The 25329-nt window shown below is 53.3% G+C and carries 18 protein-coding genes and 1 pseudogene; 9 read left to right on the top strand and 10 right to left on the bottom strand.

Annotated features, from left to right (window positions below):
• Positions 1-109 precede the first annotated feature (109 nt).
• Positions 110-1114: a type I glyceraldehyde-3-phosphate dehydrogenase gene (gene gap / locus ACZ52Z_RS11140; protein ID WP_464266862.1), complete on the top strand. Its 1005-nt coding sequence runs from the start codon at positions 110-112 to the stop codon at positions 1112-1114.
• A 180-nt stretch (positions 1115-1294) separates the two neighbouring features.
• Here the strand turns inward: gap and ACZ52Z_RS11135 are convergent, their stop codons facing one another.
• From ACZ52Z_RS11135 to ACZ52Z_RS11125, 3 genes and pseudogenes are all read right to left on the bottom strand, one after another.
• On the bottom strand, positions 1295-1480 hold the full coding sequence (locus tag ACZ52Z_RS11135; RefSeq protein ID WP_464266861.1) for an ankyrin: 186 nt from the start codon (positions 1478-1480) through the stop codon (positions 1295-1297).
• A gap of 280 nt (positions 1481-1760) precedes the next feature.
• Positions 1761-2330, bottom strand: a pseudogene (locus tag ACZ52Z_RS11130) (DsbA family oxidoreductase); the annotation flags it as partial.
• A gap of 71 nt (positions 2331-2401) precedes the next feature.
• Positions 2402-4177: an SLC13 family permease gene (locus ACZ52Z_RS11125; protein ID WP_464266860.1), complete on the bottom strand. Its 1776-nt coding sequence runs from the start codon at positions 4175-4177 to the stop codon at positions 2402-2404.
• Positions 4178-4374: 197 nt separating this feature from the next.
• Here ACZ52Z_RS11125 and ACZ52Z_RS11120 point away from each other — a divergent pair, with 197 nt between their 5' ends.
• The 3 genes from ACZ52Z_RS11120 (at position 4375) to ACZ52Z_RS11110 (ending at position 5945) form a co-directional block, all read left to right on the top strand.
• On the top strand, positions 4375-4518 hold the full coding sequence (locus ACZ52Z_RS11120) for a hypothetical protein (protein ID WP_464266859.1): 144 nt from the start codon (positions 4375-4377) through the stop codon (positions 4516-4518).
• Between the two features lie 8 nt (positions 4519-4526).
• The gene (locus ACZ52Z_RS11115) at positions 4527-5471 is read left to right on the top strand and encodes a cation diffusion facilitator family transporter (protein ID WP_464266858.1); all 945 of its coding nucleotides are present in this window, start codon (positions 4527-4529) and stop codon (positions 5469-5471) included.
• A gap of 123 nt (positions 5472-5594) precedes the next feature.
• A complete protein-coding gene (locus ACZ52Z_RS11110; RefSeq protein WP_464266857.1) occupies positions 5595-5945 on the top strand; it encodes a DsrE family protein in 351 nt (116 codons plus the stop codon).
• Between the two features lie 94 nt (positions 5946-6039).
• On the opposite strand, the gene ACZ52Z_RS11105 is transcribed toward ACZ52Z_RS11110, so the two are convergent.
• Complete coding sequence (locus ACZ52Z_RS11105; RefSeq protein ID WP_464266856.1) at positions 6040-7107, bottom strand: iron-containing alcohol dehydrogenase family protein; 1068 nt, start codon at positions 7105-7107, stop codon at positions 6040-6042.
• Between the two features lie 258 nt (positions 7108-7365).
• Between ACZ52Z_RS11105 and ACZ52Z_RS11100 the strand changes: the two genes are divergently transcribed.
• Positions 7366-8253 carry a DUF2971 domain-containing protein gene (locus ACZ52Z_RS11100; protein WP_464266855.1) on the top strand — a complete coding sequence of 296 codons (888 nt, stop codon included), beginning with the start codon at positions 7366-7368 and terminating at the stop codon, positions 8251-8253.
• 27 nt (positions 8254-8280) lie between these two features.
• On the opposite strand, the gene ACZ52Z_RS11095 is transcribed toward ACZ52Z_RS11100, so the two are convergent.
• Positions 8281-9249, bottom strand: a complete 969-nt coding sequence (locus tag ACZ52Z_RS11095; RefSeq protein ID WP_464266854.1) for a PfkB family carbohydrate kinase — start codon at positions 9247-9249, stop codon at positions 8281-8283.
• Between the two features lie 209 nt (positions 9250-9458).
• Between ACZ52Z_RS11095 and ACZ52Z_RS11090 the strand changes: the two genes are divergently transcribed.
• Positions 9459-10043 carry a thioredoxin family protein gene (locus ACZ52Z_RS11090; protein WP_464266853.1) on the top strand — a complete coding sequence of 195 codons (585 nt, stop codon included), beginning with the start codon at positions 9459-9461 and terminating at the stop codon, positions 10041-10043.
• 62 nt (positions 10044-10105) lie between these two features.
• Here the strand turns inward: ACZ52Z_RS11090 and ACZ52Z_RS11085 are convergent, their stop codons facing one another.
• Positions 10106-11071, bottom strand: a complete 966-nt coding sequence (locus tag ACZ52Z_RS11085; protein WP_464266852.1) for a DMT family transporter — start codon at positions 11069-11071, stop codon at positions 10106-10108.
• Between the two features lie 6 nt (positions 11072-11077).
• Positions 11078-11674 (bottom strand): nucleoside deaminase, encoded by a 597-nt coding sequence (locus tag ACZ52Z_RS11080; RefSeq protein WP_464266851.1) that lies wholly within the window; start codon positions 11672-11674, stop codon positions 11078-11080.
• A gap of 144 nt (positions 11675-11818) precedes the next feature.
• Here ACZ52Z_RS11080 and ACZ52Z_RS11075 point away from each other — a divergent pair, with 144 nt between their 5' ends.
• From ACZ52Z_RS11075 to ACZ52Z_RS11065, 3 genes are all read left to right on the top strand, one after another.
• Complete coding sequence (locus ACZ52Z_RS11075) at positions 11819-12283, top strand: CYTH domain-containing protein (protein WP_464266850.1); 465 nt, start codon at positions 11819-11821, stop codon at positions 12281-12283.
• 321 nt (positions 12284-12604) lie between these two features.
• Complete coding sequence (locus ACZ52Z_RS11070; RefSeq protein ID WP_464266849.1) at positions 12605-16861, top strand: PEP/pyruvate-binding domain-containing protein; 4257 nt, start codon at positions 12605-12607, stop codon at positions 16859-16861.
• Positions 16862-17058: 197 nt separating this feature from the next.
• Positions 17059-17919, top strand: a complete 861-nt coding sequence (locus ACZ52Z_RS11065) for a hypothetical protein (protein WP_464266848.1) — start codon at positions 17059-17061, stop codon at positions 17917-17919.
• A 147-nt stretch (positions 17920-18066) separates the two neighbouring features.
• Here ACZ52Z_RS11065 and ACZ52Z_RS11060 read toward each other — a convergent pair whose 3' ends face one another.
• From ACZ52Z_RS11060 to ACZ52Z_RS11050, 3 genes are all read right to left on the bottom strand, one after another.
• Positions 18067-20826, bottom strand: a complete 2760-nt coding sequence (locus ACZ52Z_RS11060; RefSeq protein ID WP_464266847.1) for a PqiB family protein — start codon at positions 20824-20826, stop codon at positions 18067-18069.
• 11 nt (positions 20827-20837) lie between these two features.
• Complete coding sequence (locus ACZ52Z_RS11055) at positions 20838-22130, bottom strand: paraquat-inducible protein A (RefSeq protein ID WP_464266846.1); 1293 nt, start codon at positions 22128-22130, stop codon at positions 20838-20840.
• Positions 22131-22265: 135 nt separating this feature from the next.
• Positions 22266-25196, bottom strand: coding sequence for an EAL domain-containing protein (locus ACZ52Z_RS11050; protein ID WP_464266845.1), 2931 nt, complete (start codon positions 25194-25196; stop codon positions 22266-22268).
• Positions 25197-25329: the final 133 nt, after the last annotated feature.

The following is a 25329-nucleotide window of genomic DNA, read 5'->3' as shown; positions in this document are numbered from 1 at the left end:
TAATCCACAGAGTATTTTACCGTAAACCGTCAATGCTGCAGGACCTCGAACTGTTGGTTCCTTTGCAGCAATCATCCTGGTGGCATTGGCACTTAAAAGGAGAAAAAAGATGAGTATACGGATCGGAATCAATGGATTTGGGCGCATTGGACGCAATATATTCAGGGCATTAAGCAAAGATCCGGCTTTTGCGGAAATTGAGGTGGTCGGTATAAATGATTTGACTGATGTTGCCACCCTGGCCCATCTGATCAAATATGACTCTATTATGGGAGTGTATGAAAAAACAGTGACCGCAGCCGATAATGCCATCATCGTTGATGGCCGCACCATACCGGTCAGTAATCATCGGGCACCCAGCGACATCCCCTGGGCCGAATGGGGCGTGGAGTATGTTCTGGAATGCACCGGTCTTTTCCGTGACCATGATTCGGCGGTGTCCCATATCGACGCCGGTGCTGCCAAGGTGATAATTTCCGCTCCTGCAAAAGGGGAGGTTAAGACCATTGTTATGGGGGTGAACGAAGACCAATACGACCCGGCAACTCACCATGTGGTTTCCAATGCATCCTGTACAACCAACTGTCTGGCACCCGTGGCTCAGGTCATTCTCGATAATTTCGGTATCAAGCGAGGGTTGATGACTACCGTGCATGCGTATACCGGAGATCAGCGATTGCTCGATTTTCCCCATTCCGACCTCCGTCGGGCACGGGCTGCTGCCATGTCCATGGTGCCGACAAAAACCGGGGCAGCGGCAGCTGTGGCACTGGTGATTCCCGAATTGAAGAATAAATTTGATGGGCTGGCGGTGCGTGTACCGACTCCGGATGTATCGCTGGTGGATGTGGTGATGGAGGTTGAACGGGAGGTAACGGTACCTGAGGTGAACAAGGCCCTGAAAAATGCAGCGAACAGGTATCTTGGCTACACTGAGGAGCCACTGGTATCCATTGATTTCCAGGGTGACCCGCACTCTTCCATTGTCGACGGTCTCTGTACCCGCGTGCTTGATAAGACCGTAAAGGTTATGAGCTGGTACGATAATGAGTGGGGGTATTCCAATCGAATGTTGGATTTAGTGCTCTACATGGAGCAGGAAAAGATTATCTGAGTCCCCTGCGCCTGCGCGGCTATTGAACGGCAACAACGGCTTCTGTGCCGGTGCCGGGCGCTGTCCAGCCCGGGCAAAAAAAACCGGATTGCCTGCACTATGGGGAGCTGGCAATCCGGTAAGCATGTAAGGCGTGCATGCCCCTTTGGAGAGGGCGCACGCAAACACGTAGAAGAGTGCTTATTTCTCTACGTATATGTAGCCTGTGCCATTACAGGTCGGGCATTTCTGATCAGGGGTGCATACCTGACCGTCGTTGCTGTCAGAACCGGTGCCCTGCCATTCACCTTGGGTTTCGCATATACCGTCAATGACTCCTTTTCCCTGGCAGGTGGGACATTCCATTTTCTTGAGATCCTGTGACATTGTTTCCTCCTTTAGGATTTGAAAAACAAAGCTGTAAAGTTTCCACACTATAAATCAATAATAAAAAAAAGCAAAGCGTTCGCCTCCATCTCTATAACATAGTTGATGAAAAACGCTGACTCCTTTTTTCACTTCCTTGCGTAAATCGTGCAGGGCTTCTGCCATTGGGTAATACAGCGACCATCCATGCGGACCACCAACAGGGGATACGGCTTTGTTGACCTTGGTAAAGAAACAGGTTGCATGGGCGCCAGTTTTCTCTTTTCAGGTAGCATAAAAATCATCCCAGGTTGTTTGGGATAGCCGACCCAAGATCAAGAAGCTGCTTCACGCGGTCATAGGGTTGAAAGCCGGTCAGCCGGTGGCCGGCGAAGAGGATGGTCGGCACCGCTGTAATGCCCAGCTTGCGGGAGGTTTGCCACTCACGATCAACGGTCTCGGCCAGGCTTCGTGTACGAACAACCTGTTGAGCCTCTGCGGCGGAAAGGCCGCATCCTTCAGCTAGAGGGATGAGGGCCGTAGGAAGTGCCAGGTTGATGCCGTCGCGGAAGTAGGCGAGGAAGGCCGCCCGATGAAAACAGTCTGCTTTCCCCTGCGACTCGGCCCACAGGCCGAGCTCCTGAGCAAGTCGACTGTTGTAGGTCATGGTTCGTTTGCCATAGGGGAGGCCAAGCTGTTGTGCAACCTGCTCCAGCTGGCGTCCCATGGCTTCGATGTCGACGGTGGAGCCGGCAAACAGGCGCGACAGCGGAAGCCCCTCAACCGGTGTCTGCGGATGGAGCGGGAACGGACGCCAGCGCACGGTCACTGCATAATCATTGCTGAGTTGTTCAATACACCCGGTAATGAAATAGCACCATGGTCAGATATAGTCGGAAAAAATGGAAACAACCGGTAACATAGGGCCTCCAGCCGTTGAGGTTAAAATGACCATACCAGCGGTATGGAGAACATTCCGGCAAGGACGACAAAGATATTAAGCGGAATGCCCAGCTTCAGGTAGTCCCGAAAACTGTAGCCGCCTGGTCCATACACCAGCAGATTGGTCTGATAGCCTACCGGGGTGGCAAAGCAGGCACTCGCACCGAAGCAGACGCCGATAATAAAGGGCTTGGGGTCGACCCCGATACCAATGGCAGTGGAGATGGCAATCGGCAGCAGCAGGACCGCGGTTGCATTGTTGCTGAGAATTTGGGTGCTTATACTGGTGAGGAGAATAATCGCTCCCAGGATAATGTTGGGCGAGAAGCCGGAAAAAAAGTTGAGAAAAGCTTCCGCATACAGCTGGCTGGCCCCCGTCTTCTGCATGGCAGCTCCCAGGGCGATAGTGCCGGCAATCAGGAGAAGCACTTCTCCCTGCAACGCCTTGTAGGCGTCGCGCATCTGCAGGCACCCGGTGATGATCATCAGAAATGCGGCGGTCAGGGCGCAGGTCATGATATCGGCCAGACCCAGGGTGGCTGTGCCCACCATCCCGGCGAAATTGATGATCGACCACGCCGCCTTTCGTTTATGCACCAGTTCTTCATAGACATCCTCTATAACAATGTAATCGGCATTGGTGCGAATGGTCTCCAGTTTACTGTCGGTGCACCAGATCAAGAGCACGTCTCCGTTTTTTAAGAGTACGTCCTGGATCTGGTGCTCGCTGATATGGAGGTTACTCCGTTTGACCGCAATGATGTGTACTTCTGGGTCTTTGGCGATATCGGTACCGTGCAGACGCTGATTACACAGGGGAGAGTGAGGGGGGATAATCAGCTCCACGACAATAGGTGCATCTTTTTGGGCGCCCAGCGTCAGCCCTTTTTCCGATGAAGGCAGCTCAACTTCTTCTCTGTGCAAGATATCCACCAGGTCGTTCAACGATCCTTTGACCAGGAGAATGTCCTGTGCTGAAATGGTCTTCCGGTCCCGTTCAGGGCGATAGATATGGGACTTGGAAATCAGTTCCAGGATATTAATCGAAGGGTATTTCTGCTGAAAAATATCGGCTGGGGAGGAGCCGATCAGTGCGCTGTTCTCGGGAATCTGTAGTTCGGCGAGGTAATTGCGGTGCTCTCCATCCTGCATCTGGCAAACGGGATTAGCCAGCCGCGGCAGAATCCTGGGTGCTGCAAACAGGAGGAAGCAGATACCGACCACAGCGATGGGGACCCCGACAATTGACAGCTCGAACATGGAAATCGGCGCGTATCCCGAAGCTGCGCTGAGGTCACTGATGATGATATTGGTGGAGGTGCCGATGAGTGTACAGGTTCCGGCGAGAATCGAGGCGTAGGAGATAGGGATAAGAAAGGTGGACGGGCTGAGCCCGAACTGACAACACATGGTCATGATCACCGGTATAAAAAGGATGACCACCGGGGTATTGTTGATAAATGCCGAGGCAACGGCCACCGACACCAGGATGATTGCCAGGGCCAGCGTCGTGTTGCCTCGGGTAAGGGAAATGACTCGTCGGCTGAGAAATTCCACGCCACCGGTTCGCATCATGCCCTTGCTGACCACGAACATCGCTCCCACCGTGATGACTGCCGGGTTGGCGAAGCCTGCCACCGCCTCCTGAGGAGTAAGAATTTTGGAGACAACCAGCAGGACAATGATGCCGATAGCCGTCAAGGCAACGGATATCTTTTCCGTAACAAGCAGGTACAGGGTGGCCAGCAGTATGGTCGTAGTGATCCAGATATCCATAAGTTGGTCTGCAGAGAGGCGGAAAGGAACAGCGTCGATGACCGTGGTTGTATGCGGCCGAAACGGGTAACTGTTCGGGAAATAATATAAAATTAATTATCTTTGTTGTCGTGATCAAGAAAAAAGCTATACTTGTGCACGTTCGCCCCAGACTCCCACATGATGAGAGAGGATGGAGGTGGCAGGATGTGTTGGCGATGGATGAGTGGAACCTTTTTCACCGGGTCAAAGGCGGAACACTGCAGCAGTGCAGGCAAGTGGCAGCACCTGGTGGAGTGCAGATCATGGTCAGCCTCGGTGAGCTCCAGATGCTTCAGGGGGCTGGAATAGATACAAGATGAGTGGCAGCATGCAGTTAGCACAGCGAAAAATCCGGGCGGCAAAATTTTCCATTACCACCGCAGTCGGTCTGGCAGCGATGAAGCTCATTGTCGGCATCCTCTCCGGCTCCATGGCAGTGCTTTCCTCGGCCATTGATTCCATGCTGGATATTCTCATGTCTGGCGTGAATTTTCTGGGTATTCGTCAGGCTGAACAACCGGCCGACGAAAACCATGCCTATGGACACGGCAAGTTCGAGACCATGGCCACCCTTATACAGTCGCTGATCATCGGTGGCTCGGGTGTGTGGATTTTTTTCGAATCCATCCGTCGCCTGATAACCGGTTCGGCTCCGGGCGGACTGGGCGGTGGGGTAGCGGTGCTTTGTGTAAGCGTCATTGTTTCCTTTGTCATCAGCCGTTATCTGCGCAGAGTCGCCACGGAGACCGATTCGTCGGCATTGGCGGCCGACTCCCTCCATTTCTCCATGGATGTGTATACCAATCTGGCACTGTTGGCCGGAGTGGTGGTGATGATGATTTTTCGTTTCTACTGGATCGACGCCGTGCTTTCCATGTGTGTGGCCGGTTATATCCTTTTTGAGGCCCTGAAATTGATTCGTTTCAGTCTAAAAGAGGTTCTGGACGAGCAATTGCCGGAGCCAACGCGGAGAAAGGTAGAGGAGGTTATCGGGGCACATGGTGGAAAACATCTGATGAATGTGCATAATCTTCGCACTCGAAAGGCCGGTTCCCATAAGCTGATTGATTTTCACATAACGGTCTGTAAGCATCTGACCGTGGCCGAAGCACACCAGTTGACCGATGAACTGGAGACAGAGATCGCCGCGGCTATTGAAGGGGCTGATGTCACCATCCATGTTGAACCCTGTCTGAATGAGGAGTGCCATGAGTTGCCGTGTAGAGAGGAGGAGGCGGAGGCGGCGAAGTTGACAAAGCAAATGACGACTTAACCGGAAGTAGCTATTGTCAATCTGTGCGGATGCTGGTAACAATGAGTCCGTTTACTCAATAGCCTGCGTAACAGCGTAGTGAATTGGAATGACCCAATAAATGCTGATAAAAAGGAGGAGAACGTGGCGAATTTTTTATTTGTACTGCGGCACAATGACAACGAGAAGGCTACCCGCTGTTTCCAGTTTGCAAAAATTGCTCACTCAAAAGGGCATCAGGTCAACCTGTTTCTGATTGATAGCGGGGTGGACTGGGCGATAAAGACCAAAGACGGTAGCCAGAAAACCGATACCGGCGATTGTCCTGAAGACTATTTACCCTACCTGGTTGAAAACGAAGTTGAAACTGGCGTATGTACGCCGTGCGCAAAAAACAGAAACCTTGATGAGGCGGATTTCCATCCCAATATGCTGCTTGACGGAGGGCCCCATCTGATTGATATGGCAGCAGAAGCCAAAGTGTTCAATTTTTAAGAACTATGGAGTGCAGCGGTTCTGCTGTACTGCTGTAGGTGATTGCAGGGCTGTCTTACCCGCTCAGGCAAGACAACCCTGTTGATTGCGGGGGTTACATACGACGATAGAGTTCCAGAACCCGTTCCCTGGTCATCTGCTGTTTCCAGTCCTTACCCAGACAGTTTTCCCACAGGGGTGTTAAGCCCAAAGCGACCGTGGTCATTGTTTCCAGCTCTTCCGCACTCAGCTTTGCCGTCAGATTGCGTGGAAGGGAGATGCCATGTTTTTCCATCATGCCTCGAAACTCCTCCACCCCTTGAGGATAGATGTCTTCCAGGTAGTCAAAGGTAATGCAGCAGCCAATACCATGGTGGGTGCCAAGGACAAACGAGAGCCCATAAGAGAGGGCATGGCAGGCCCCAACCTGAGAATAGGCGATGCTCATTCCCCCGAAATAGGAGGCCATCATCAGTTTATCGTCACGCTCCGGATGATCCTCCAGAAAGACCTGCCGGCACAATTCGATGGATTTTTCCCCGTAGGCTTTGCTGAATTCGTTGAGGTAGGTGCCTTCCAGGGACTCGACATCATGGATATAGCAATCCATGCCGGTATAGAACCACTGTTCTTTGGGGACACCTGCAATGAGTTCCGGGTCAAGGACAATCTGGTCATACAGGGTGTAGTCGGAGTTGATGCCGAGTTTTTTTTCCGGACCGGTCAACACCGTAGTGCGGGAGATTTCCGCTCCGGTACCGGAAAGGGTGGGTACTGCGGCATGGTAGACGGCTGGATGCTTGATCAGGTCCCACCCCTGGTAGTCAGCGGCTGAACCTGGATTGGTCAGCATGAGAGAGACCGCCTTGGCAATATCCATGGTTGAACCGCCGCCGATGCCGATGATGCCGTCCGGCGTGACTGGATAGGATTGCCTGATTCGTTCAACCAGCTCGTCGATGTACCCGGTTTTCGGCTCGTCATCCACATTGACATGAAGGATCATGTCATTGCCTCTACAGGGAATGCGTCCTTCAAGGGGTTTGCCTTTGAAAACGTCATCCAGGACAAATATAATAGGGGCGTCCCGGTTGATCCTTCGTTCGCTGAGTATGTCGTCGAGTTGAGTGAAGCAACCCCGGCCGAATATGATATTGGGTACGATTTTAAAATTTCTATACATGAAAAACTCTTGGTTAAGTGAGTGGTTGCTACGCTGAATCATCGCTACCGCAGAGGGTTAGGCTGCGACCAATAGGCGTAAGGCGCGTCTTCCGAAACTGGGCTGACGGACAAAGCTCCATACCAGATGAAGGGTAAAAACTCAAGGGGTTCTTCGCGTCTGTCGAGCCGCCTGGGACGATCCCTGACAAAAGGGGCAGAAACAGAAGAGAGGACCAGTGGCTACCCATACCAGTACAACAACAAAGGAGCCTGTACGGTGGAACAAATCGGTCAATTAACAAGGCGCCTATTCAGCGACAACCCCAAGGGGCTGCTGTATCATTATACCACCCTCACCGGATTGCTGGGCATTGTCGGTAGTCAGAAGCTCTGGGCCAGTGATGTCAGGTATATGAATGATTCCGCCGAGCTCAAGCACGCCGCAGATCTCATTCGCCTGGAAGTTCAGCGACGTCTTGCCGAGGGCAAAGGCAAGGCCGACCTGCTCGGCCAGTTTGTTGACTGGGTGACCTATCGAATAACCAACGGACACCTGTTGTTCGGGGCCTCCTTCCGCTCGCATGGTAACCTGCTCAGCCAGTGGCGAGGGTACAGCACCCATGGCAAAGGAGTAAGTCTCGGATTTTCGGCAGACTACATTCTCCAATGCGCCAGGAAGCAGCATTTCCAGATTGGTCGATGCATATACGAACCAGAGCGGCAACGGCAACTCATTGCCTATGTAGTGGACGCGGTGGAGGCCAATGTGGAGCAGCAGGTGCAGGAGGGCGCGACCAGCGAAGAACTGTCGGCCTTGTATCATACCATTTTTGAGCAAATAGAGATCGACCTGCTGCGTATAGCGGCCATCCTCAAGCACCCTTCCTTTCGGGAAGAGCAGGAGTGGCGGCTGATTTCTCCGGTTCTGCTCAGTTGGGGTGATTCCCGGATCCTGTTTCGTGAGGCCAATGCCATGCTGGTGCCGTATGTGGAGTTCTGCCTGCAGAGGGAGTCCGGCAGTCCTCCGCAGCTGGACCATTGCTACCTGGGGCCGACCTCGCATATCAATATCTCTATGAACTCGCTCAAAATGTTTCTTGAGCAGCATGGGATTGTACCGGCCCAGGGAATAGATTACTGCCAGATTCCCTATCGTCAGCGCTAGAGGGTCTGCAGTGCCGTGACCTTACGGCTAGATAAATTTTTCCTGTTCAATCCACCTGCGTGTGCCAAGGGAGGTGCAGGAAAGGGTGGCTATTTCCGATGCCCGGGCCAGGCTGGTGAGAAAATCGTGGTGCAGGATGAAGTGACAAAAGGCACCATGAAAGATATCGCCGGCTCCCAATGTATCAATGGGCTTGATATCCAGAACAGGCAATTCCCTGCGGTCACCGTCTTTCACGGCCACCACCGAATCCGCGCCTCGAGTAATGGCAAGGTTGCGGATGCCATACTCCTGGAGGTAGGAGATCACCGAATTGCTGTCCTCGCACCCGGGGGGGCGGAAATCGGCCGAGCAGATGGCGTAATCGATAGAGGGGAGCAAGGCCTCTTCTCCCTCTTTCCAGCTGCCGCCGTCGAGAACGGTGGGGATGCCCACTTCCCTTGCTCGTTGAGCCACCCGCGCTGCCTGTTCGGGATAGTGACCGTCCAACAGGAGAATGTCTTTGTTGTCGAGTAATGTTTCGTTCAGGATTTCCCTTTTAATCTTGCGTACATCGGTATTGGAGTAGACCACCATGCGGTTGCCGTTGGAGAGATCAACCAGGATCGAAGCGGTTACAGGCGGCCGGTCGGGCTGATCGGTGCAGTCAATTACTTCTACTCCCCAGCCAGCCAGCTCCTCCCGCGCAAATTGTCCTCCGAACAGCTTGCCGATATCGGTGACAAGAGTTGCCGCGTTGCCCAGGGCGCAGAAGGTAACTGCCGCATTGGCCGCCGGTCCGCCGGCATAGGTGAGCTGACGCTCGCTTTTCAGTTTTTCATTGGCCTTCGGAAAACGAGGGACATAGTGAATGATATCAACCGCGGTGAGACCAAAGAAAAGACCATTATATTGCATGGGTATCAAGATGTTGTGTTCAATAAAATAGGGACCATTTGCCACAGGTGAGAACCTGGAGGAGGGCGTTCGGGCAGTGGTCATGCGTATGGACTGCATGCAACCTACCGTGTTTATATATTATTTTCAATGGTGAATAGCCAGTTTTACCGCCAGGTATTACCGCCGCTCTGGTAAAGAAAACGATGATGCTTATGGTTTGCACTGTTGTCGGGGGCAATGGCCAGAGGCTGCACCCCCAGGGTGCGGGGCATGAGCGCCCACACCGGATTGTTGTTGAGAGAAAACCTGAACAAAGGAGATAACGCATGGTTTTAACCGCATCAAACATGCTGGAGATCGGCACAGAGGCGCCTGCATTTTCGCTGCCGGATACCAACGGCCGCACAGTGCATCTTGAAGAACTCCACCCGGAAAAGGGATTGCTGGTGGTATTTATGTGCAACCATTGTCCGTATGTAAAGCACATCCAGCAGGAGTTGACCGCCATCGCCGGTGAATATATGCCCAGAGGTGTTGCAGTGATTGGGATCAATGCCAATGATGCCGCGACCCATCCTGATGACAGCTATGAAAAAATGCAGGAAGAGGTGGTAAAGCAGGGCTACCCTTTTCCCTACCTGTATGATGCTGAACAGGACGTAGCCAAAAGGTATCTGGCAGCATGTACACCGGATATTTTTCTGTTTGATCGTGACAAGCGGCTGGTTTATCGCGGCCAGTTGGATGACTCCCGTCCAGGGAGCGACATACCTGTTACAGGTAGGGACCTGCGGGCGGCCCTGGACGCCCTGGTGAACGGCGAACCCGTACCTGAAGAGCAGAAGCCGAGTATGGGCTGCAATATCAAGTGGAAACCGGGGAACGAGCCGAATTATTTTCAGGCAGCATAAAGGGGGGGCTCTGGCTTGCAGCTCCGCAGCCCATAACCCGGCCAGCTTCTGATGGGAAGCGGCTATCGATGATCATGGGTGGCAAAGGCGATTAGGCCGGTTATGGTGATAAGGATGCCGGCCAGTGCGCTTCCGCTGGGGAGTCCTGCACCGAGAAAAAGGATTTCGCCGCCCAAGGCAAAGAGCACTTCACTGGATTGGGTGGCGTCGACGGCCGCGAGCTGACTGGCACGGCTCGCCTGATGACGGGCGTTGAGAAAGAGGGTAGTGGCGGCGATGCCGGAGAAGACGGCCACCAGGGCTACTGAGATGAGTTGTCCGCCGGAAGGGGGAGCGGGTTTGACCAGCACCCCGAGAATGGTCCAGAAGGGAATGCTGCCCGTGGTCAGCAACAGCACCTTGGCAAAACCGTTGCGCAACAGTTGCCCGTCCACCTGCGGCAGGCGATGATGACCATTCTGGGCCTCCCACACCAGCTGGTTACCCAGGGGGTAGCAGAAGGCAGCCCCCAATACGGGAACGACTCCAAGCAGGAGCCTGGTAAAGTCAGTGGTTTCCATTTGACTGATGTTCACCAGCAATACACCACTGAAGACCACCAGGGAAAAAAGCCAGATTTGAGGGGAAAACGTCCTGCCGAACCCGAGCAGCACCACCAGGGAGGCGATGATGGTCAGCTGCCAGGTCGTAGCCACCACCCAGCCGGGAGCAAAGTCTGCAGCAAAACAGATCAGCGAGTAAAATCCGCCGAATCCGATGCTGCCGCTGATGACCCAGAATCGCCAGTTGCGGACGAATTCGCCGGCCAGACGACGCAGGTATGGAGGTCCACTGATGATCGTCAGCCCCATGACCAGCATGACGAACATGTAGCCGTATCGGAGTGATGCAGACCAGAACCAATGACCACCCTCCAGGCTCATCGCCCGGTTAAGAATAAAGGTGGAGCTGAAAAACAGGCCGGCCAGCAGACCGAGCAGCATGATGCGGACCATGGCGACTAATAGCGGGTGAAGAGAGAGAAACAAGCGTTTTCAGCCACGTCTGGCATTGTAAACCACCCTGCCTGAGGCAGCAAATTTTCGGAATTGTTCGACCGCTTGCTGGTGGAGGATATTTTCCTGCAGGGCGATTCCTCTGCGGGTGAGCTCTTCTCTCCAGGCCGGATGAATCGGACCTTCGTCAAAGCCAGTGATCTCCTCCAGCAGCGGCCCGGAACCGGCAATAACCAGCGAGCGGATCCCGGACCAGAGAACCGCGCCAAAGCACATGACACACGGACACCAGTTAACCACCAGCTGGTGCGCAGCCATCCCCGGTCCTCCAAGGTCGTAGGTACCCAGTCGCTGTTGGGCAAGCGACAGGGCCATGACCTCCGCATGGGCGGAAGAGCAGTTGGTAGGGATAACGCGGTTGACGCCGATACTGATTAATCTGCCGGTTGGTTCTTCAAAGACCGCAGCGGCAAAAGGGCCGCCGGTGTCACGGCGAAAATTTTCCCCACTGAAGCGGAGAACGGCTTCCATCCGTTCTTCTGGGGTTTTCAGGTTGGGGGGGACCTCTGCAAGACGGCTGACGGCCCATGCGGGCAGGTCAAGGGAGAACTGGGAGCAAATATTTTTTGATGTCATGTGCGTGTCGTTTCAGGAGAAGAGGGAGCGGCATCCCTGCTTTGCCTCATTCCTCAGCGTATGGAGGATGCAATGACCATCGTATCCTGAAAGAACTGGTGGCCGCACTACTATTCTTTTGATCAACAGTAAAAAAGGTGGAGTATGGGAGTGGAAATTGAAAGAAAATTTTTATTGCAGGGTGATCAGTGGCGGCAGTTGGCCCAAGGCGTACTCTATCGTCAGGGGTACCTGCGTGCTGATGGGGAGTGTACGGTACGGGTGCGGACCGTGGGCAAAAGCGGTTTTTTGACCATCAAGGGCCGTACCGTCGGCGCCTCACGCAGCGAGTATGAGTATGCGATTCCCCTGGACGATGCCAATGCCATGCTGGACCAGTTGTGCATGCAGCCCTTGATAGAAAAAAAACGCTACACTATTGCTCACAAGGGGTTCAACTGGGAGGTAGACGAATTTTTCGGCGACAACCAGGGGTTGATTGTGGCGGAAATCGAGCTTGAAGCGGAGGACCAGCCCTTTGACCTCCCCCCCTGGATCGGGCAGGAGGTCACCGGCGACCGGCGCTATTACAATGCATCGCTTGTCAGGCACCCCTTTTCGCACTGGTAAGGCCTGTTGTACCGTTCACGGTCTTGCGCTTGTATCTCTGAACAACGCTCTGTTGGGAAAACTCAGGTTCTGAACTGTCACAGGTTGAGGGTGAAGCCTTTGTCATTTGCTGTTGCTGTACGTGTCGTCAGCATTGCCCTCCTGTTTTTTTTCTGCCGAGAGGGGGCGCGCCGCCTTCTCTATGTATACCGTTGCCTTGTCCTGCAGCGGTGGATAATATCTTTTGGTGGATGAAGTAAAACAACAGCTGACTTTCGCCTTGATCCGATTTAGACTTCTACCAGAGGTTTCTTTTCTGTCACATTCTGCGTGAGGGACGTCATGTCTTTTGTTGAATCATCGCTGGCCATACAGTCGGATGCATTGAAGGCGAATCTCCTGGAAACCGCAGGGGAAGTGGAGATCAGCCCGGAGTATATGCTGCTTCACGATATCATCGGCGACTACCGGGGGCTGGCTTCAAAGATTGAGACCCTGCTCTACGAGATCCACCACCCCTATCGGAACTGGAAATTGCTCATCCCCGAGCTGCGGGCTTTTGTGCTCAAGAATGAGCATCATTACCGCAAGCATGAGCAGGGGCCCCGGGCGTTTACCCTCTTTACCTCCATTTTTTTTCAGGCTTTGGAAGATTCGGCGAAAGACGAGCAGATGGTCTCCCGGGTTATCGAGGCTCTGCTGGCCTATGCCGATAAGTTTCTGACCTCCCTGGAACCGCAGGGGTTGCCTGCATATGAGCGTGAACTCAACGCCTTCTTCCGTTACCTGCACCAGCTTAATACCTCCAAACCGCAGGTGATGATGCATATCGTCCAGGGACATCACCCGGTGCGAAAAATTGCAGCCAGGGTGTTGACCCTTTGGCAGGGACTTGCAGAGAAAACGTTTCACCTGGATGAGCTTGCGGTGCTGGTTCGGGTTATCCTGGAACGCAACTACGGGTATTGGTTGAGCGAGGAGGATCCGTTGCCGTGGTTTGAGGAGCGTTGTGGTGAATACTGCAAGAATTGGTATGCCGGCGAATACCTGGTGGCCATATCCCATGAAAAAATCCGTTCGTATCAGCAGCAGCTGCAGGCCATCGATCTTGGTACAGACCCGGAAAGGGCATTGGCCACCATGGCCGAACTTCCTAACCATATGGATATTGTCCGCCTGTACAGGCGTATTCCCACCCATCTGGTGGCAGGTCCCATGGATGAGGAAGCCTCCCATTTTGTGGAAAACAGGAAGCTGCTGTTTCTGTTTCGAATCATGGAAACCGACGGCCTTCGCCTCATTCATGAGGAAACCCTGCGGGAGATCAACCGTTCACTGGTCCAGCTTATTCGAAACCAGAGTTTTGAGGAGATTGAGCGTTTTTTCATCACCACCTTCCAGTTGCTCAAAGCCAACGTGCGGCGATACCCCCATACCTCGCTCCAGTGTATCCAGGTCATCGGCAACGAAGTGTTCAAGCGTGGCAACTCCAGCCTGGTCGAGGCGTTTTTGTGGGAAGCGGTTCGATTCGGGTTTCAATATGCCAACGTGCGAGGGGTGGATGAAGACTGGCAACCCATTGCCAATCCCGCTCACCTGAGCAATATTCGCATTTGGCTCAACCTGATTCAACAGGAACCGAAATGGTGTTCCACCCTCTTTTCGGCCCTGATCATCAATATCCATCTGTCCGGGATTTGCGTTAAAGACACCGACCTGTTTCAGCGCGACATCACCGACCTGCTCAATCATCCCATTGAGCCGATCTATAACCTGGCTAAACAGTTTACCCGGTTGATGCCTGTTTTCTTTAATGAAATCGGTGCAGAAGGAGAGCTGCGGGATGTCTCGACCGAGATCGACGAGCTCCACAAGCGCAAAGATGTGCTCATCCATTTTCTCCGCAAGCAGGCCCATGTGGAGTCCAGCAACCTGATTGTCGGGTTTATCGAAGCTATTTTCACTTTCTGGATCACCCTTGACAAGGGGTATCTCCAGGATTATCTGCCGCCCGAGGTGTTGAACAAGGTCGAAACCTCGGGTCCGTTTGTCGAGGGACAGCACCGGCTGGCCCAGCGGATCAAACAGGAACTGCGGTTCACCAGGATGGATCAGATCCTGGGATGGGACGACAGCGAGCGCCGCCGCTTTCTGGACAACCAGGCTGATATTGATTCGATTGAACTGAAGCGCTTTAATCTGCTGGTGAAGATGTACAAACTGCTGCACCAGAAGTACCATCTCAGCCTACCGGAGCTGCATCTGCAGCTGCAGCATGCGATCCAGAATGGTTTTCCCCAACTGGAGAGCCTGATGGAGGTATTGGCCGAAGACGACACCTTTCGTTGCCTCGATGCCCTGTTGGAACAGCTTACCGAACTTCGCCAGATTATCCTCAGCAGCAGGCGCTTTGAACCCAACGAGGAAATTTATTACAAACGGCATATTGCCGTGGATATACCTTCGGTGTACGGCCGATACAGTGAGCGAAAGTTTGATGCCCTGGGATTGACTTTCCGTCTGGAGAGTCTGGCGAATATCTACCTGGAGCGGCTGTTTGAGACGGTCAATCTTTCGTTTATCACCCAGGCGACCTTTATCCGTATTCTCAAGTGCCTTCGTTTCTTTACCAAGGCCCTGCAAATTGATGGGATCACCAGCCGTCGGTTGGATACCTATACCAACCTGCTTGCCTCCTCCATCGGCATCAAACGATTTTCCTATACCCAGCACCTGGACATCATGCGCGGGTTGTCCGAAGGGGTCAAGGACATCATCTATGCCTATTACACCAATATCCATCAGAACAACCTGTCGATTATTGTCCCCCAGGTTGGCCGTCAGAATCTCTTGGGAAAGTATCACTCCCTCTGGGATGATGAGAATATTCCCGAGACCGTGCTCAGGATTTCCGAGTCCTTCTTCCGGGAGCACATTGCCACGGCATTTGGCTTGCAGCATCTGGACAACTTTATCAGCAAGATTATTCAGACCCTGGAGGCCCAGAAAGATATTTTGGATGAAGATACTCTGGACCTCCTGATGTCGTATAACCCGGAAAAAGCGATTAGCGCCCTTCATGATGAGAACATGCGCACCCATAATCTCATTCATCTGGGGAACAAGGGGTTTAACCTGGTGGTAATGGCCCGCGATGAGAAACCGGTACCGCCGGCTTTCATTATTACTACCGAAATATTCCGCTGCTACGAGGCTGTTCTCAAGTTTGACCGGGCACGGGATGAGTTTATGCGGCGGGTGCGTTCGTCGATCACCGAGATCGAGCGGTTGACCAATACCGTTTTCGGCGGGGTGGACCGGCCCCTGCTGCTTTCCGTGCGGTCCGGGTCGTCGATTTCCATGCCGGGAATGATGACCACCATTCATAATGTGGGGACCAATGAGGAATTGGTCGAGGAGTATGTAAGCCAGCATCCGGACCTGACCTACTTTGCCTGGGATAACTACCGCCGGTTTCTTCAATCCTGGGGGATGTCCCACGGGATGGGACGGGAGGACTTTCAGGAGTTGATGGACGAGCATAAGCAGCGTCATGATGTGCGGCTGAAAAGGGATTTTTCACCCGAGGCTATGCATCAGCTGGCCTTGAATTATCAGCAGGCCATCCGCAATCGCGGATATGGCATGCCCGAGGACCCGTGGCTGCAGCTCGTAGGTGCGGTGGAAACCGTGCTCGCCTCATGGAATACCCAGAAGGCTAGAGATTACCGGCGATTAATGGATGTCTCCGATGACTGGGGGACAGCGGTGATCGTACAAGCCATGGTGTATGGTAATCTCAGTGGCCAGGCAGGCAGCGGCGTGTTGTTTACTGCTCACCCCTATCGTAAGGTCCGTCGGGTGGCCCTGTGGGGCGATTATGCCCCTGGAGATCAGGGAGAGGATATCGTCTCAGGACTGGTGACCAGTTATCCGATTTCGGTGGAGCAGGCTGAGTTGGATGGCCGCAATGCGGAAAACAGCCTGGAGCTTCGGTTCCCGGAAATCTATAACCGACTACGGGAAATCAGCCGCGAGCTGGTTTATGAAAAGGGCTGGAATCCTCAGGAAATAGAGTTTACCTTTGAAGGCCCTACGCCTGAGCACCTGTATATTCTCCAGACCAGGGATATGATCACCATCAAGAAAAAGGAGCACCTTAATGTCTTTGTCGACAGTGATCTGGCCCATAAGCATATATTAACTAAAGGGATCGGCGTTTCAGGCTCCGCCATGTCGGGTCGAGCGGTCTTCACCGAGGAAAATATTAAACAGCTTCGAGCTGAGGATAAAGAAACGGACATAATTCTCCTGCGCCAGGATACTGTGCCTGAGGATATTCGGGAGATCTCCCTGGTCGACGGCCTGGTGACCTCCCGGGGTGGACAGACTTCTCATGCATCGGTGGTTGCCACCCGCTTGGAGAAAACCTGTGTTGTCGGCTGCCGTGATATGCAGGTCTATGAAGCTGATGAATATGCCGAGATCAACGGGTTTCGCATTGCTTTTGGCGACCCTGTCGCCATTGATGGGCGCCATGGCCTGCTGATTCAGGGAAACTATCCGCTGCAGGAAGAGATTCATATTCTGCCGCTTTAACAACATCGCCAATTGACGAGCGAGTGAACAGGCGCAGCTGTTGCGCTGGCCAGGCAGGGTTCCTTCTCCCTGCAGGAGCAAGGACAAGCATTGCGTCTGTACTGTTTGTAGATGGTTACAGATGAATGTAGGCAAAGCAGACGACATGCACACCACTCACCAGCGATTGGTCAACCCCTGAAACGGTCCTGTTTTTCATGCACAGTATCTATGAGCGGATCACCTATCTCTTTGATCCTCTGCACGCCTTTTACGAGCACGAGAATCTCCATCGTAAGCTGTCCGCCGCCCTGGTGGTCTTCTTTCTGGCGAGTCTGCTGGTCATAGAACTCAACCGGCAGCACTTTTTCCCCGCATCAATAGGCGTTCTTTTACCGGCCAACCATTTTTTTGCGGTGCAGATGGCTTTCTCCATCATTCTGGTATTGGAGGTGATCAGCCTGATTTTTGTCCTGCCCTGTTCTTTTTCACGGTCCCTGGGCAAACAATTTGAAATTCTCTCTCTCATTCTTATTCGCAATGCCTTCAAGGAACTGTCCTACTTCCCCGAGCCGATCACCTACCTGGGAAATGAAGAGAAAATCCTTCACATCCTTTCCGATGGATTTGGCGCACTGTTGATTTTCGCCCTGCTTGGCGTGTACTACAAGATACAGGTCCGAGCGGAAGAGAGGAGCCGGCCTATGGATATTCTGGGTTTTGTGGCCGCCAAAAAAGGGATATCCCTGCTGCTGCTCGGCGCTTTTGTTTGTATGGGGGGATACTCTCTCCTGCGCACCCATGTTGAGGGCGAACATACGGAATTCTTTCATGGCTTTTATACGCTGCTGATCCTGACTGATATTCTCATCGTCCTTATTTCCCAGTGCTTCCATCCCTCTGCAAAATTTGTGTTCCGTAATTCCGGCTATGCGCTGGCCACCTTGATGATTCGCATCGCCTTGGTGGCGCCAGTCTACTATAATGTTCTCCTCGGTGTGGCGGCTATTGGTTTTGCAATATTGCTTGCATTGGTCAGTAATTTTCTCTTTCCAGAAGAGGTGAAGCGATCCGCATAAGCGTCGGGCACGGTGCTCAATCACTGAGCGTTCACGGACCGTACAGGGGCAGAGCGAGGTGATGCTGGGTTCTTGATCAGCGCTGCGGCTTTATTCCCAAAGAACGGGCAGGTGTACAACGCAGGCTTTTTCCTGCCATGATCCAGGTCAGAGGTAGGCGTCAGCAGTATCTTCCCCTCCGCTTATCGGCGGTTTATCAGGGACGTTCTCCCCGGTGGCTGAGTGCTCGGCAGCGTGCGGCGGCAATATGGGGCTCCAGGTAAGCCATTCGGGTTTTCCTTTTTCCGCCAGGGGAAAATGGTCGCCGTTCCTGGCCGGGGAGCCCAGGTCTGACCGTTCAGGGCTGGCCATGGCAATCCCTCCTCGCACAAGTGTCTCCACCGATTCGGTGTTGACCTGTACTCCATTGAACAGCCCGCCGCTGATCTGTACTCCACTGGCGTTCCAGAACTTTGATCCTGTATACACGAGCTGTCGATATTCGGGCATGATGTTCACGCGTATCCACACCGATTGACTGGTAGGGGAGAGGGTGAACCCGGTTACCCGGCCGATGTTCACCTGCCGGTAATATACCGGGCTGCCATGGGAGAGAGAACCGAGGCGAGAGGCCTCCAGGATAATATTTAATCCGGGCAACGGTTCCCGGGGCGATGTCGGCCGTTCCTGGACATGAAAGCTGGTCTGCAGAGCCCCGTGGCCGGGGTGGACGGCAATGGTTGGGCCCGTCAACAGAGAGGAAAGATGCCTCACCCCGCGAAGACTCACCTCCGGTCGAACCAGGGCCAGGGTTGACCCGGTACGAAAAAGGTTGGCTGTCTCCGGCGAAACATACGCGGTGGCATGTACCGTTGAGGCATCCGAGGCGAGTTCAACCTTGTCAATCTGGCCTATAGGAATACCCTTGCAGGTGATTCTGGTCTGGTCGGTGATGCCTGAGGCGGTGGAGAGGGTCAGCTCAAGGCGAATATCATCGGCATGAGAGGCTGCGGTCAGGCTTTCAAACAGCGGAAACTGCTGGTGGTCGACTGCCGGTACACCCTGATCCTCCGCGAGAAAGGCCAGGCCGCCGGAAAGTATTGAATCAAGGGAGCCAGCCTCCACTTCCAGCCCGCGAAGAGATGCCCGGACCTGCAGCCCGGAAACATTATAAAATCTGCACCCGGAATGGACAAGGTGGGCATATTTTTGTTCGATAAAGATTTTGATGGCCGCCTTGCTTGAATGCGGGGTGAGGTGGAAATCAATGACCTCACCCACCTGGACCGATGTAAAGAGAATTGGTGAGCCAATAGTCAGTGACGGCATGGTTTCGGCAAGAATAGTGAGTTGCAGCCCTTCGGGCAGGAGCCGATCATTGGCCCTGACCGCAGAACGGTAGTTGTCGTACAGGAAAAAGGTCTGGTTTTCCACAGGGGGCGGTACCTGCGCGCCTGCAAGGTGGGGAGGGGTGGTAAAGGCTATCCCGCCTGCAAGCATGGACTGCAGGGAGGCAAGATTGACCTTGAAGTAGGAGAGACTGCCATCGATCTGGACTCCGGATACGTTCCAGAAAACGGTTTGTGAGCGTACCAGCGTGTCGTACGGTGCAAAAATCCGAATGTTGATGCGCACGTTGCTTGTTACCGGTTCAAGGGTTATGTCTATGATTTCTCCCACTTTGAGTTGTTTGTAGAGAACCGGTGCGCCAACCTTCAGTGAGCCGCTGTTCGACGCCTCGAGGGAAAAGGTCGTCCCTTCACGAACGAGCTGACTGGGCATGGGGTCTGGCTCCTCAGTAAAGTGATGTTGAAATTCGCCGGCGCCAATCTTGAAGGTTATGAAGTTGCCGCCCAGGAGGGTTTCCAGATTATCAATGCCCGTAATGCCGACTACGGGCTTTATGACCCAAAATCTGGTTGATTCGCGTAAAATGACCTCAGCTCGGGGGTCCAGCAGAATATTGGCTGTAACCGTATGAAAACTGTCTTGATTGATAGTGAGATCCTTGACCACGCCCACCCGCAGCCCCCGATATCGAACCTCTGTTTTTCCTGGGACAATACCGTCGCCCGATGTGAGCTGCAGGGTCATGTTGATTCCATATTCGGCAGCTTCAAAATCTTTGTACAGGGTGAAATGGCTGTTTTCCGAGGCCGATGCGGTATGTTCCAGGGATGGGTGGGTGTCGCAGGTTATGCCGCCATACAGCAGCGATGCCAGGGACTGGATATTCACGGTCATCCCCTGGCGCAGATTGCCTGTTAGGGAGAGGCCGCTGGAATTCCAGAAACGGGTACCGTTTTTAATCAGGTGGGTAAATTGGGGCTGCACATAGGCATGGAAAAGGATTTTGCCGTCCGCTTGAAGCGTATAGTCTTCAATATGGCCGATCTGCAGATTTTTAGTGTAGATGTTGGAGCCGCGTTGGAGTGAGTAGAGGGTGTCGGACTCCAGGGTAAAGCGAAGGCCGGGGGTGGCTGGACCTAGCGGCGGTGGCGTGCTGCGGCCTTCAAACCTGGTGCTTTTCTCGGTTGCAGTGCCGCGCTGGGCAGCGATGTAGGAACCACCGAGCAAGGTCTCCAGTCCGCTAACGCGTCCGGCGGAAACCTCTGCTTTGACAATCCAGAAGGCCGTGTCCTTCACCAGCAGCGGGCGGGCGCGGTTTTCCATTTTTATGACCAGGTCAACCCCTTCCATGTCGTCATCAATGGCTATGGCCCGTACCGTCCCCACTGGAATACCTTTGAAAATGACCTTTGTTTTTCCGGGGGTAATGCCTTTGGCATTGGCAAAATGAACGTGGATGTCAATGCCAGCGTCGCGAAAACTTGTATAGAGCAGCCAGCTGCCGATGCAGAGAGCAACGAACGGAAGAATCCAGATGGGGGAGAAGATGCGTTTTTTCCGTTGCCGTGGTTGGTGCATGGTGATTTTCCCTACAATGAATGAGCGTCATCCCAGAGCAGGCGCATGTCAAAAGTGAGGGCAGCAAGCATGGTGGAGAGGACAACACAGGTAAAATGAAAAGCAGCTGGCGCGGTGGTTATGGTCGAGAGAAAGCCAAACTTGACCAGGGCGCAGAGCAGGGCGATGACAAAGATGTCTAGCATGGACCAGCGGCCGATGAATTCGATCAATCGAAACATGGCCGCCTTGTGGCGCAAGCCCCTGTGCCAATGAAAATGAATCGAGAGTAAAATGATCAGCAGGCCCAGGATCTTGAAAAGCGGAACCAGTATGGATGCGGTAAGGATGATAAGCCCTATGCCGTATGAGCCGTCCTGAAAAAAATAGACAATGCCATCTATGATGGTTGAACGCTCTGGTAAACCGAAATATTCAACCTCCATAATCGGCAGGAGATTGGCTGGGAAGGTAAAGATGATGGCTGTGCAGAGAAGGGCCCAGGTACGGGCGATACTGTTGCGTTTGCGGTAATGAAGTTTTTCTCTGCATCGAGGACAGCGGGTGGGGTATCCCGAGGGTGGCTGAGCATCCGACCACATTACCTTATGGCAGGTGTGGCAGGTTATATGTGGCACCTTCTCCGGGGTGGGCGAAAAGTCCAATGCAGCCTCTTGTCCAGGGGATGCGTTTGTCGGTGCTGAGGAAGAATCCATTAACGACCAGAATCGTTTGCGGTCGACGACCGTCTGGGAGGCGACCGTAGCAACGACCAGGGCAATAAAGCAGAAAAAACCGAGATTATAAGATATTTCCGCGGAGTGAGCCATCTTGATGATAGTGATCAGTATGCCGACCAGGAGGACATCCGTCATGGCCCACTCTCGAAAATGGGTGTAATGCCTGAACAGCCACGGCATCCATGGCCACCGCCTGTTGAACAGGAGCCCGCCGCTCACCATACAGACGGCCGCCAGGGTGAACAGTGGAAGGAGGAGGGCGGTCAGCAGAACCATCAGACCGACAAAATACTGGTGCTGAGCAAAGAGATTGCAGCAGGCGGAAAAAAGAGAGGTCGCCGACCCATTACCCAGGATGGACATGGTGAGCAACGGGGTGAACATTGCCGGAAGGTAGAGCAGCAGGCCGGTCAGGCTCAGGGCAAACGTCTTCAGCTCGGGGTTGTGTTTATCCCGGTGCAGTACCTCATTGCAGCGCGGACAGAGTTGGGTATGGTGAGGGAGCACATCCACATCGGCGATCAGCAGATCGCATCCAGGGCACGCTGTAATCGGGCTGGCTGATGGCGAAGAAACGAGGTTCACGAGGTCGACCGGAGGAAACAAGGGAGGAGTGGCGATCGGCCAGATGCAGTCGGAACGCCTTGTTTCCAGACATTGTCAACCAGCGGCTGGCATCTGTGCATAGCGCAGGTCGATCCGGTTCCACTCCCGGCTTTGCTACCGCTCCATAAGCGGGAGCGCTGCCTGGTCGAAAAAAGGAACGGTTTCCTGCTCAGGCATGGGGCGGGCGAAGTAGTAGCCCTGTGCCTCATTGCAGCCGAGCGTACGCAGCCATTCAAGCTGCTCGGCTGTTTCAACACCTTCGGCAACCACTTTGAGCTGCATCTGCCGGGACATTGCGGTGATTGTTGATACAATACTTCTGCTGTGGTTGTCTTCCGCATTGACAAAGCGCTTATCTATTTTCAGGGTAGAGACCGGCATTTCGCTCAGGTAGCTCAGGGATGAATAGCCGGTGCCGAAATCATCAATGGAGAAGTTGATCCCCCGTTGACGAAAGCGATGCATAGTGCTGAGCGTGTGCTGGATGTCCTGCATGGCTGTGGTCTCGGTGATCTCGAATTCTATATATTTATGGTCAATGTTATGCTTGTCAAGGATATCGTCTATGGTCTCAACAATTTCAAGGTTGTTGAATGTGCGAGGGGCCATGTTGACGCTCACCGGGAGAATACGGAGGTGCTTGGCCTGGAGTTTGTTGAGGAACGTACACACCTCTTCAAGGACATAGAGGCTCATTTTGTCAATCAGGCCTGATTCCTCCGCAACGGGGATGAACTTGTCCGGCCCGATGATCAGGCCGTTTTTATTCCAGCGGATAAGGGCCTCAAAAGAGGTTACCTTTTGGGTGGAAATCTCTATTTTCGGCTGGTAGTAGATGATAAACTCACGTTTCAGGAGCCCGGTTCGAATGGAGTTCTCAATGCGGACATGGGTGAGAAAGTTTTCGTGCATTTCCTGGGTAAAGAGCACAAATTTATTTTTCCCCTCATTTTTTGCCCGGTACATGGCCATATCGGCATTTTTAATTAATTCGTTGGTGTTTTTACCATCGTTGGGGTAGGTAGCGATCCCGATGCTGGCATTAATGAATAATTCGCTGAAACCAATGGTAAACGGTTCTTTGAGGCAGGCAAGGATGCGCGAGGCAAGGTGGAAAATACCGCTTTCGTTTTCAATGGATTCGCTGAGCAGGATGAACTCGTCTCCGCCGAGTCGGGAGAGCGTATCTTCGTTACGTATGGTCTGATTGATCCGTTCGGCTACCTGAATCAATACCTCATCACCCTTGTCATGCCCCAGGGTGTCGTTGATGTTTTTGAAATTATCCAGGTCGATGAAAAGAACCGCTAGGACCGAGCCCTCCCTCTTTGCCTTGGAGATGGCCTTTGCCAGGCGAGCTTCAAGCGCAGCCCGATTGGGCAGCAGGGTGAGCGCATCCCGGTAGGCCATGAAGGATATCTGTTTTTCCTTTTCCTTCAATTCGGTGATATCGTGGAAAAAGGCAAAATAATGGGTGATTCGGTTGTTGCTGTCTTTCAGTTGGCTGATGGAAAGCCATTCCGGACAGATTGTACCATCTTTCTTGCGATTGACGATTTCACCAAACCATGATCCTTTTTCCTCCAGGGATTGCCACATTTTCCGGTAGAAATTTTCCGACTGCTGTCCAGAGCTCAGGATGCTTGGGTTCTTACCGATCACTTCGTCGGGAAGATAGCCGGTTATATCTGTAAACGACTGGTTGACCGTGAGTATGCGGGCTTGGTTATCGGTAATGATTATGCCTTCTATGGCATGGTCAAAGATATTTTTAAAGAGCTGGAGATAATTTTCCGCACTTTTGCGGGTTGAGATCTCGGCCAAAAGTTTTTGGTGGGTTTCTTTGCGGGTGACGATTTCGCTGCGGAGCTGTTCATAGACCGTTTCACTGGTACGTTGCTCTTCGTTTAGTTGCTGTTGCGTGTGGAGAAGTTGCTCAACCACGGTGTTGAAGTGATGGCCGGCACGCTGTATCTCCCTGGGGCTCCATCCCGGAATGGAGGAGGGGTGTGTTTCTGCGGCGCAGGTGGCAAGCTCCCTGGAGAGCTGGACAATAGGCCGGGAAAGCAGCCGGCTGGCGAGAAAGCCAATTAAACCGATGGTGAGCAGGGTCAGCAGGACCGCAGCCGGAAGGCCGTTTTGGTTCACGATAAAGGTGAGCGCTGAAGGCATGTGTTCGGCGGAAACAGCGACAATCAGGTTGAGTGCGTGGATTTCTCTATAGGCGATGTTCCTGGTCAGGGGCGTGCTGTTTTGTGCATCAATCCACTTGTAGGTATGTAAACCGTTTTTTCTTGCCCAAAGGGTTTTGGTGAGCGCTGAATACTCCTCCATCGTTGCCGGGTTGTCTGCAGAGGCATCCGGGTCGGCCGTCCAGATTGTTCCGTCCTTGAAAAAAACGACAACCTGGTAGTCCTGGTAGAGTGGAGATTGCTCTATCATTGACCGGATATCCTGCAGAGATATAAAGGCGGTGGCATTGTCAAGCGGGATGGCGGTGACCAGGTGCCATTGCCACGGGGAAAAAACGGTTGAGTAGCCAAGCATGGCAACCGGTATCCCGCTGTCGGCTTCATCGTGCCGGTCGGTAAACGTGTAGACTGATTTCTGTGCATGCTGCCCATGCATGTCTACAAGGCGCTGATCAAGTGTGCTGCCCAGCATCTCCTCAATGGGGTGGGCACGGATGATTTGACGCTCGTCGTAGGCAAAGGAATAGGTATTGGGCGGGGAGGGGGCCGAGGAAATAAATGTACGGGCAAGCCATCTTGCCTCATCCTGCGAAAGGGCGCCTGTTTTCGCCTGTAAATCTATGGCCCGGAGGGATGCAAGCGTATTGGCGGCAGTGGTGCGGAGATAATTGCGCTGGGCCGTGTGAACGGAAGTTGTCAGCTGTCGTTCAAGCGTTTGCGCAAGCGCCTGGAGTTGTCTTGATTGATTGTGGGAAGCAGAGGGCTCATGAAACCAGAGGACAGCATAGAAAAGAAGAGCGAGGAGGCTCAGGAGCGATGCCGACACCATGGTGACGAAAGTGAATCGACGCACGGATGGATGGTGGAAAAAGCGCATGAACGAATTGTAATACCAGGTGCAGGGTGTATATGGCCGCCACCGTACGGGAGATACCCGGATGGCAATGCAGCAGGCGGCAATGCCGTTGTCCTGTTGATAGGAGGAT

This window comes from Desulfogranum aggregans, assembly GCF_055398265.1.
Note: the sequence above shows the minus strand (reverse complement) of the source record. Positions and strands in the feature narration are given on the sequence as shown.

What these genes read in the sequence shown, in the direction of transcription:
- ACZ52Z_RS11065 (WP_464266848.1), top strand. Translation starts at nt 17,059, where the DNA reads ATGCACAGTATCTATGAGCGGATCACCTATCTCTTTGATCCTCTGCAC.
- ACZ52Z_RS11125 (WP_464266860.1), bottom strand. Translation starts at nt 4,177, where the DNA reads ATGGATATCTGGATCACTACGACCATACTGCTGGCCACCCTGTACCTG.
- ACZ52Z_RS11115 (WP_464266858.1), top strand. Translation starts at nt 4,527, where the DNA reads ATGCAGTTAGCACAGCGAAAAATCCGGGCGGCAAAATTTTCCATTACC.
- ACZ52Z_RS11135 (WP_464266861.1), bottom strand. Translation starts at nt 1,480, where the DNA reads ATGTCACAGGATCTCAAGAAAATGGAATGTCCCACCTGCCAGGGAAAA.
- ACZ52Z_RS11075 (WP_464266850.1), top strand. Translation starts at nt 11,819, where the DNA reads ATGGGAGTGGAAATTGAAAGAAAATTTTTATTGCAGGGTGATCAGTGG.
- ACZ52Z_RS11090 (WP_464266853.1), top strand. Translation starts at nt 9,459, where the DNA reads ATGGTTTTAACCGCATCAAACATGCTGGAGATCGGCACAGAGGCGCCT.
- ACZ52Z_RS11105 (WP_464266856.1), bottom strand. Translation starts at nt 7,107, where the DNA reads ATGTATAGAAATTTTAAAATCGTACCCAATATCATATTCGGCCGGGGT.
- ACZ52Z_RS11060 (WP_464266847.1), bottom strand. Translation starts at nt 20,826, where the DNA reads ATGCACCAACCACGGCAACGGAAAAAACGCATCTTCTCCCCCATCTGG.
- ACZ52Z_RS11095 (WP_464266854.1), bottom strand. Translation starts at nt 9,249, where the DNA reads ATGCAGTCCATACGCATGACCACTGCCCGAACGCCCTCCTCCAGGTTC.
- ACZ52Z_RS11120 (WP_464266859.1), top strand. Translation starts at nt 4,375, where the DNA reads ATGGATGAGTGGAACCTTTTTCACCGGGTCAAAGGCGGAACACTGCAG.
- ACZ52Z_RS11080 (WP_464266851.1), bottom strand. Translation starts at nt 11,674, where the DNA reads ATGACATCAAAAAATATTTGCTCCCAGTTCTCCCTTGACCTGCCCGCA.
- ACZ52Z_RS11070 (WP_464266849.1), top strand. Translation starts at nt 12,605, where the DNA reads ATGTCTTTTGTTGAATCATCGCTGGCCATACAGTCGGATGCATTGAAG.
- gap (WP_464266862.1), top strand. Translation starts at nt 110, where the DNA reads ATGAGTATACGGATCGGAATCAATGGATTTGGGCGCATTGGACGCAAT.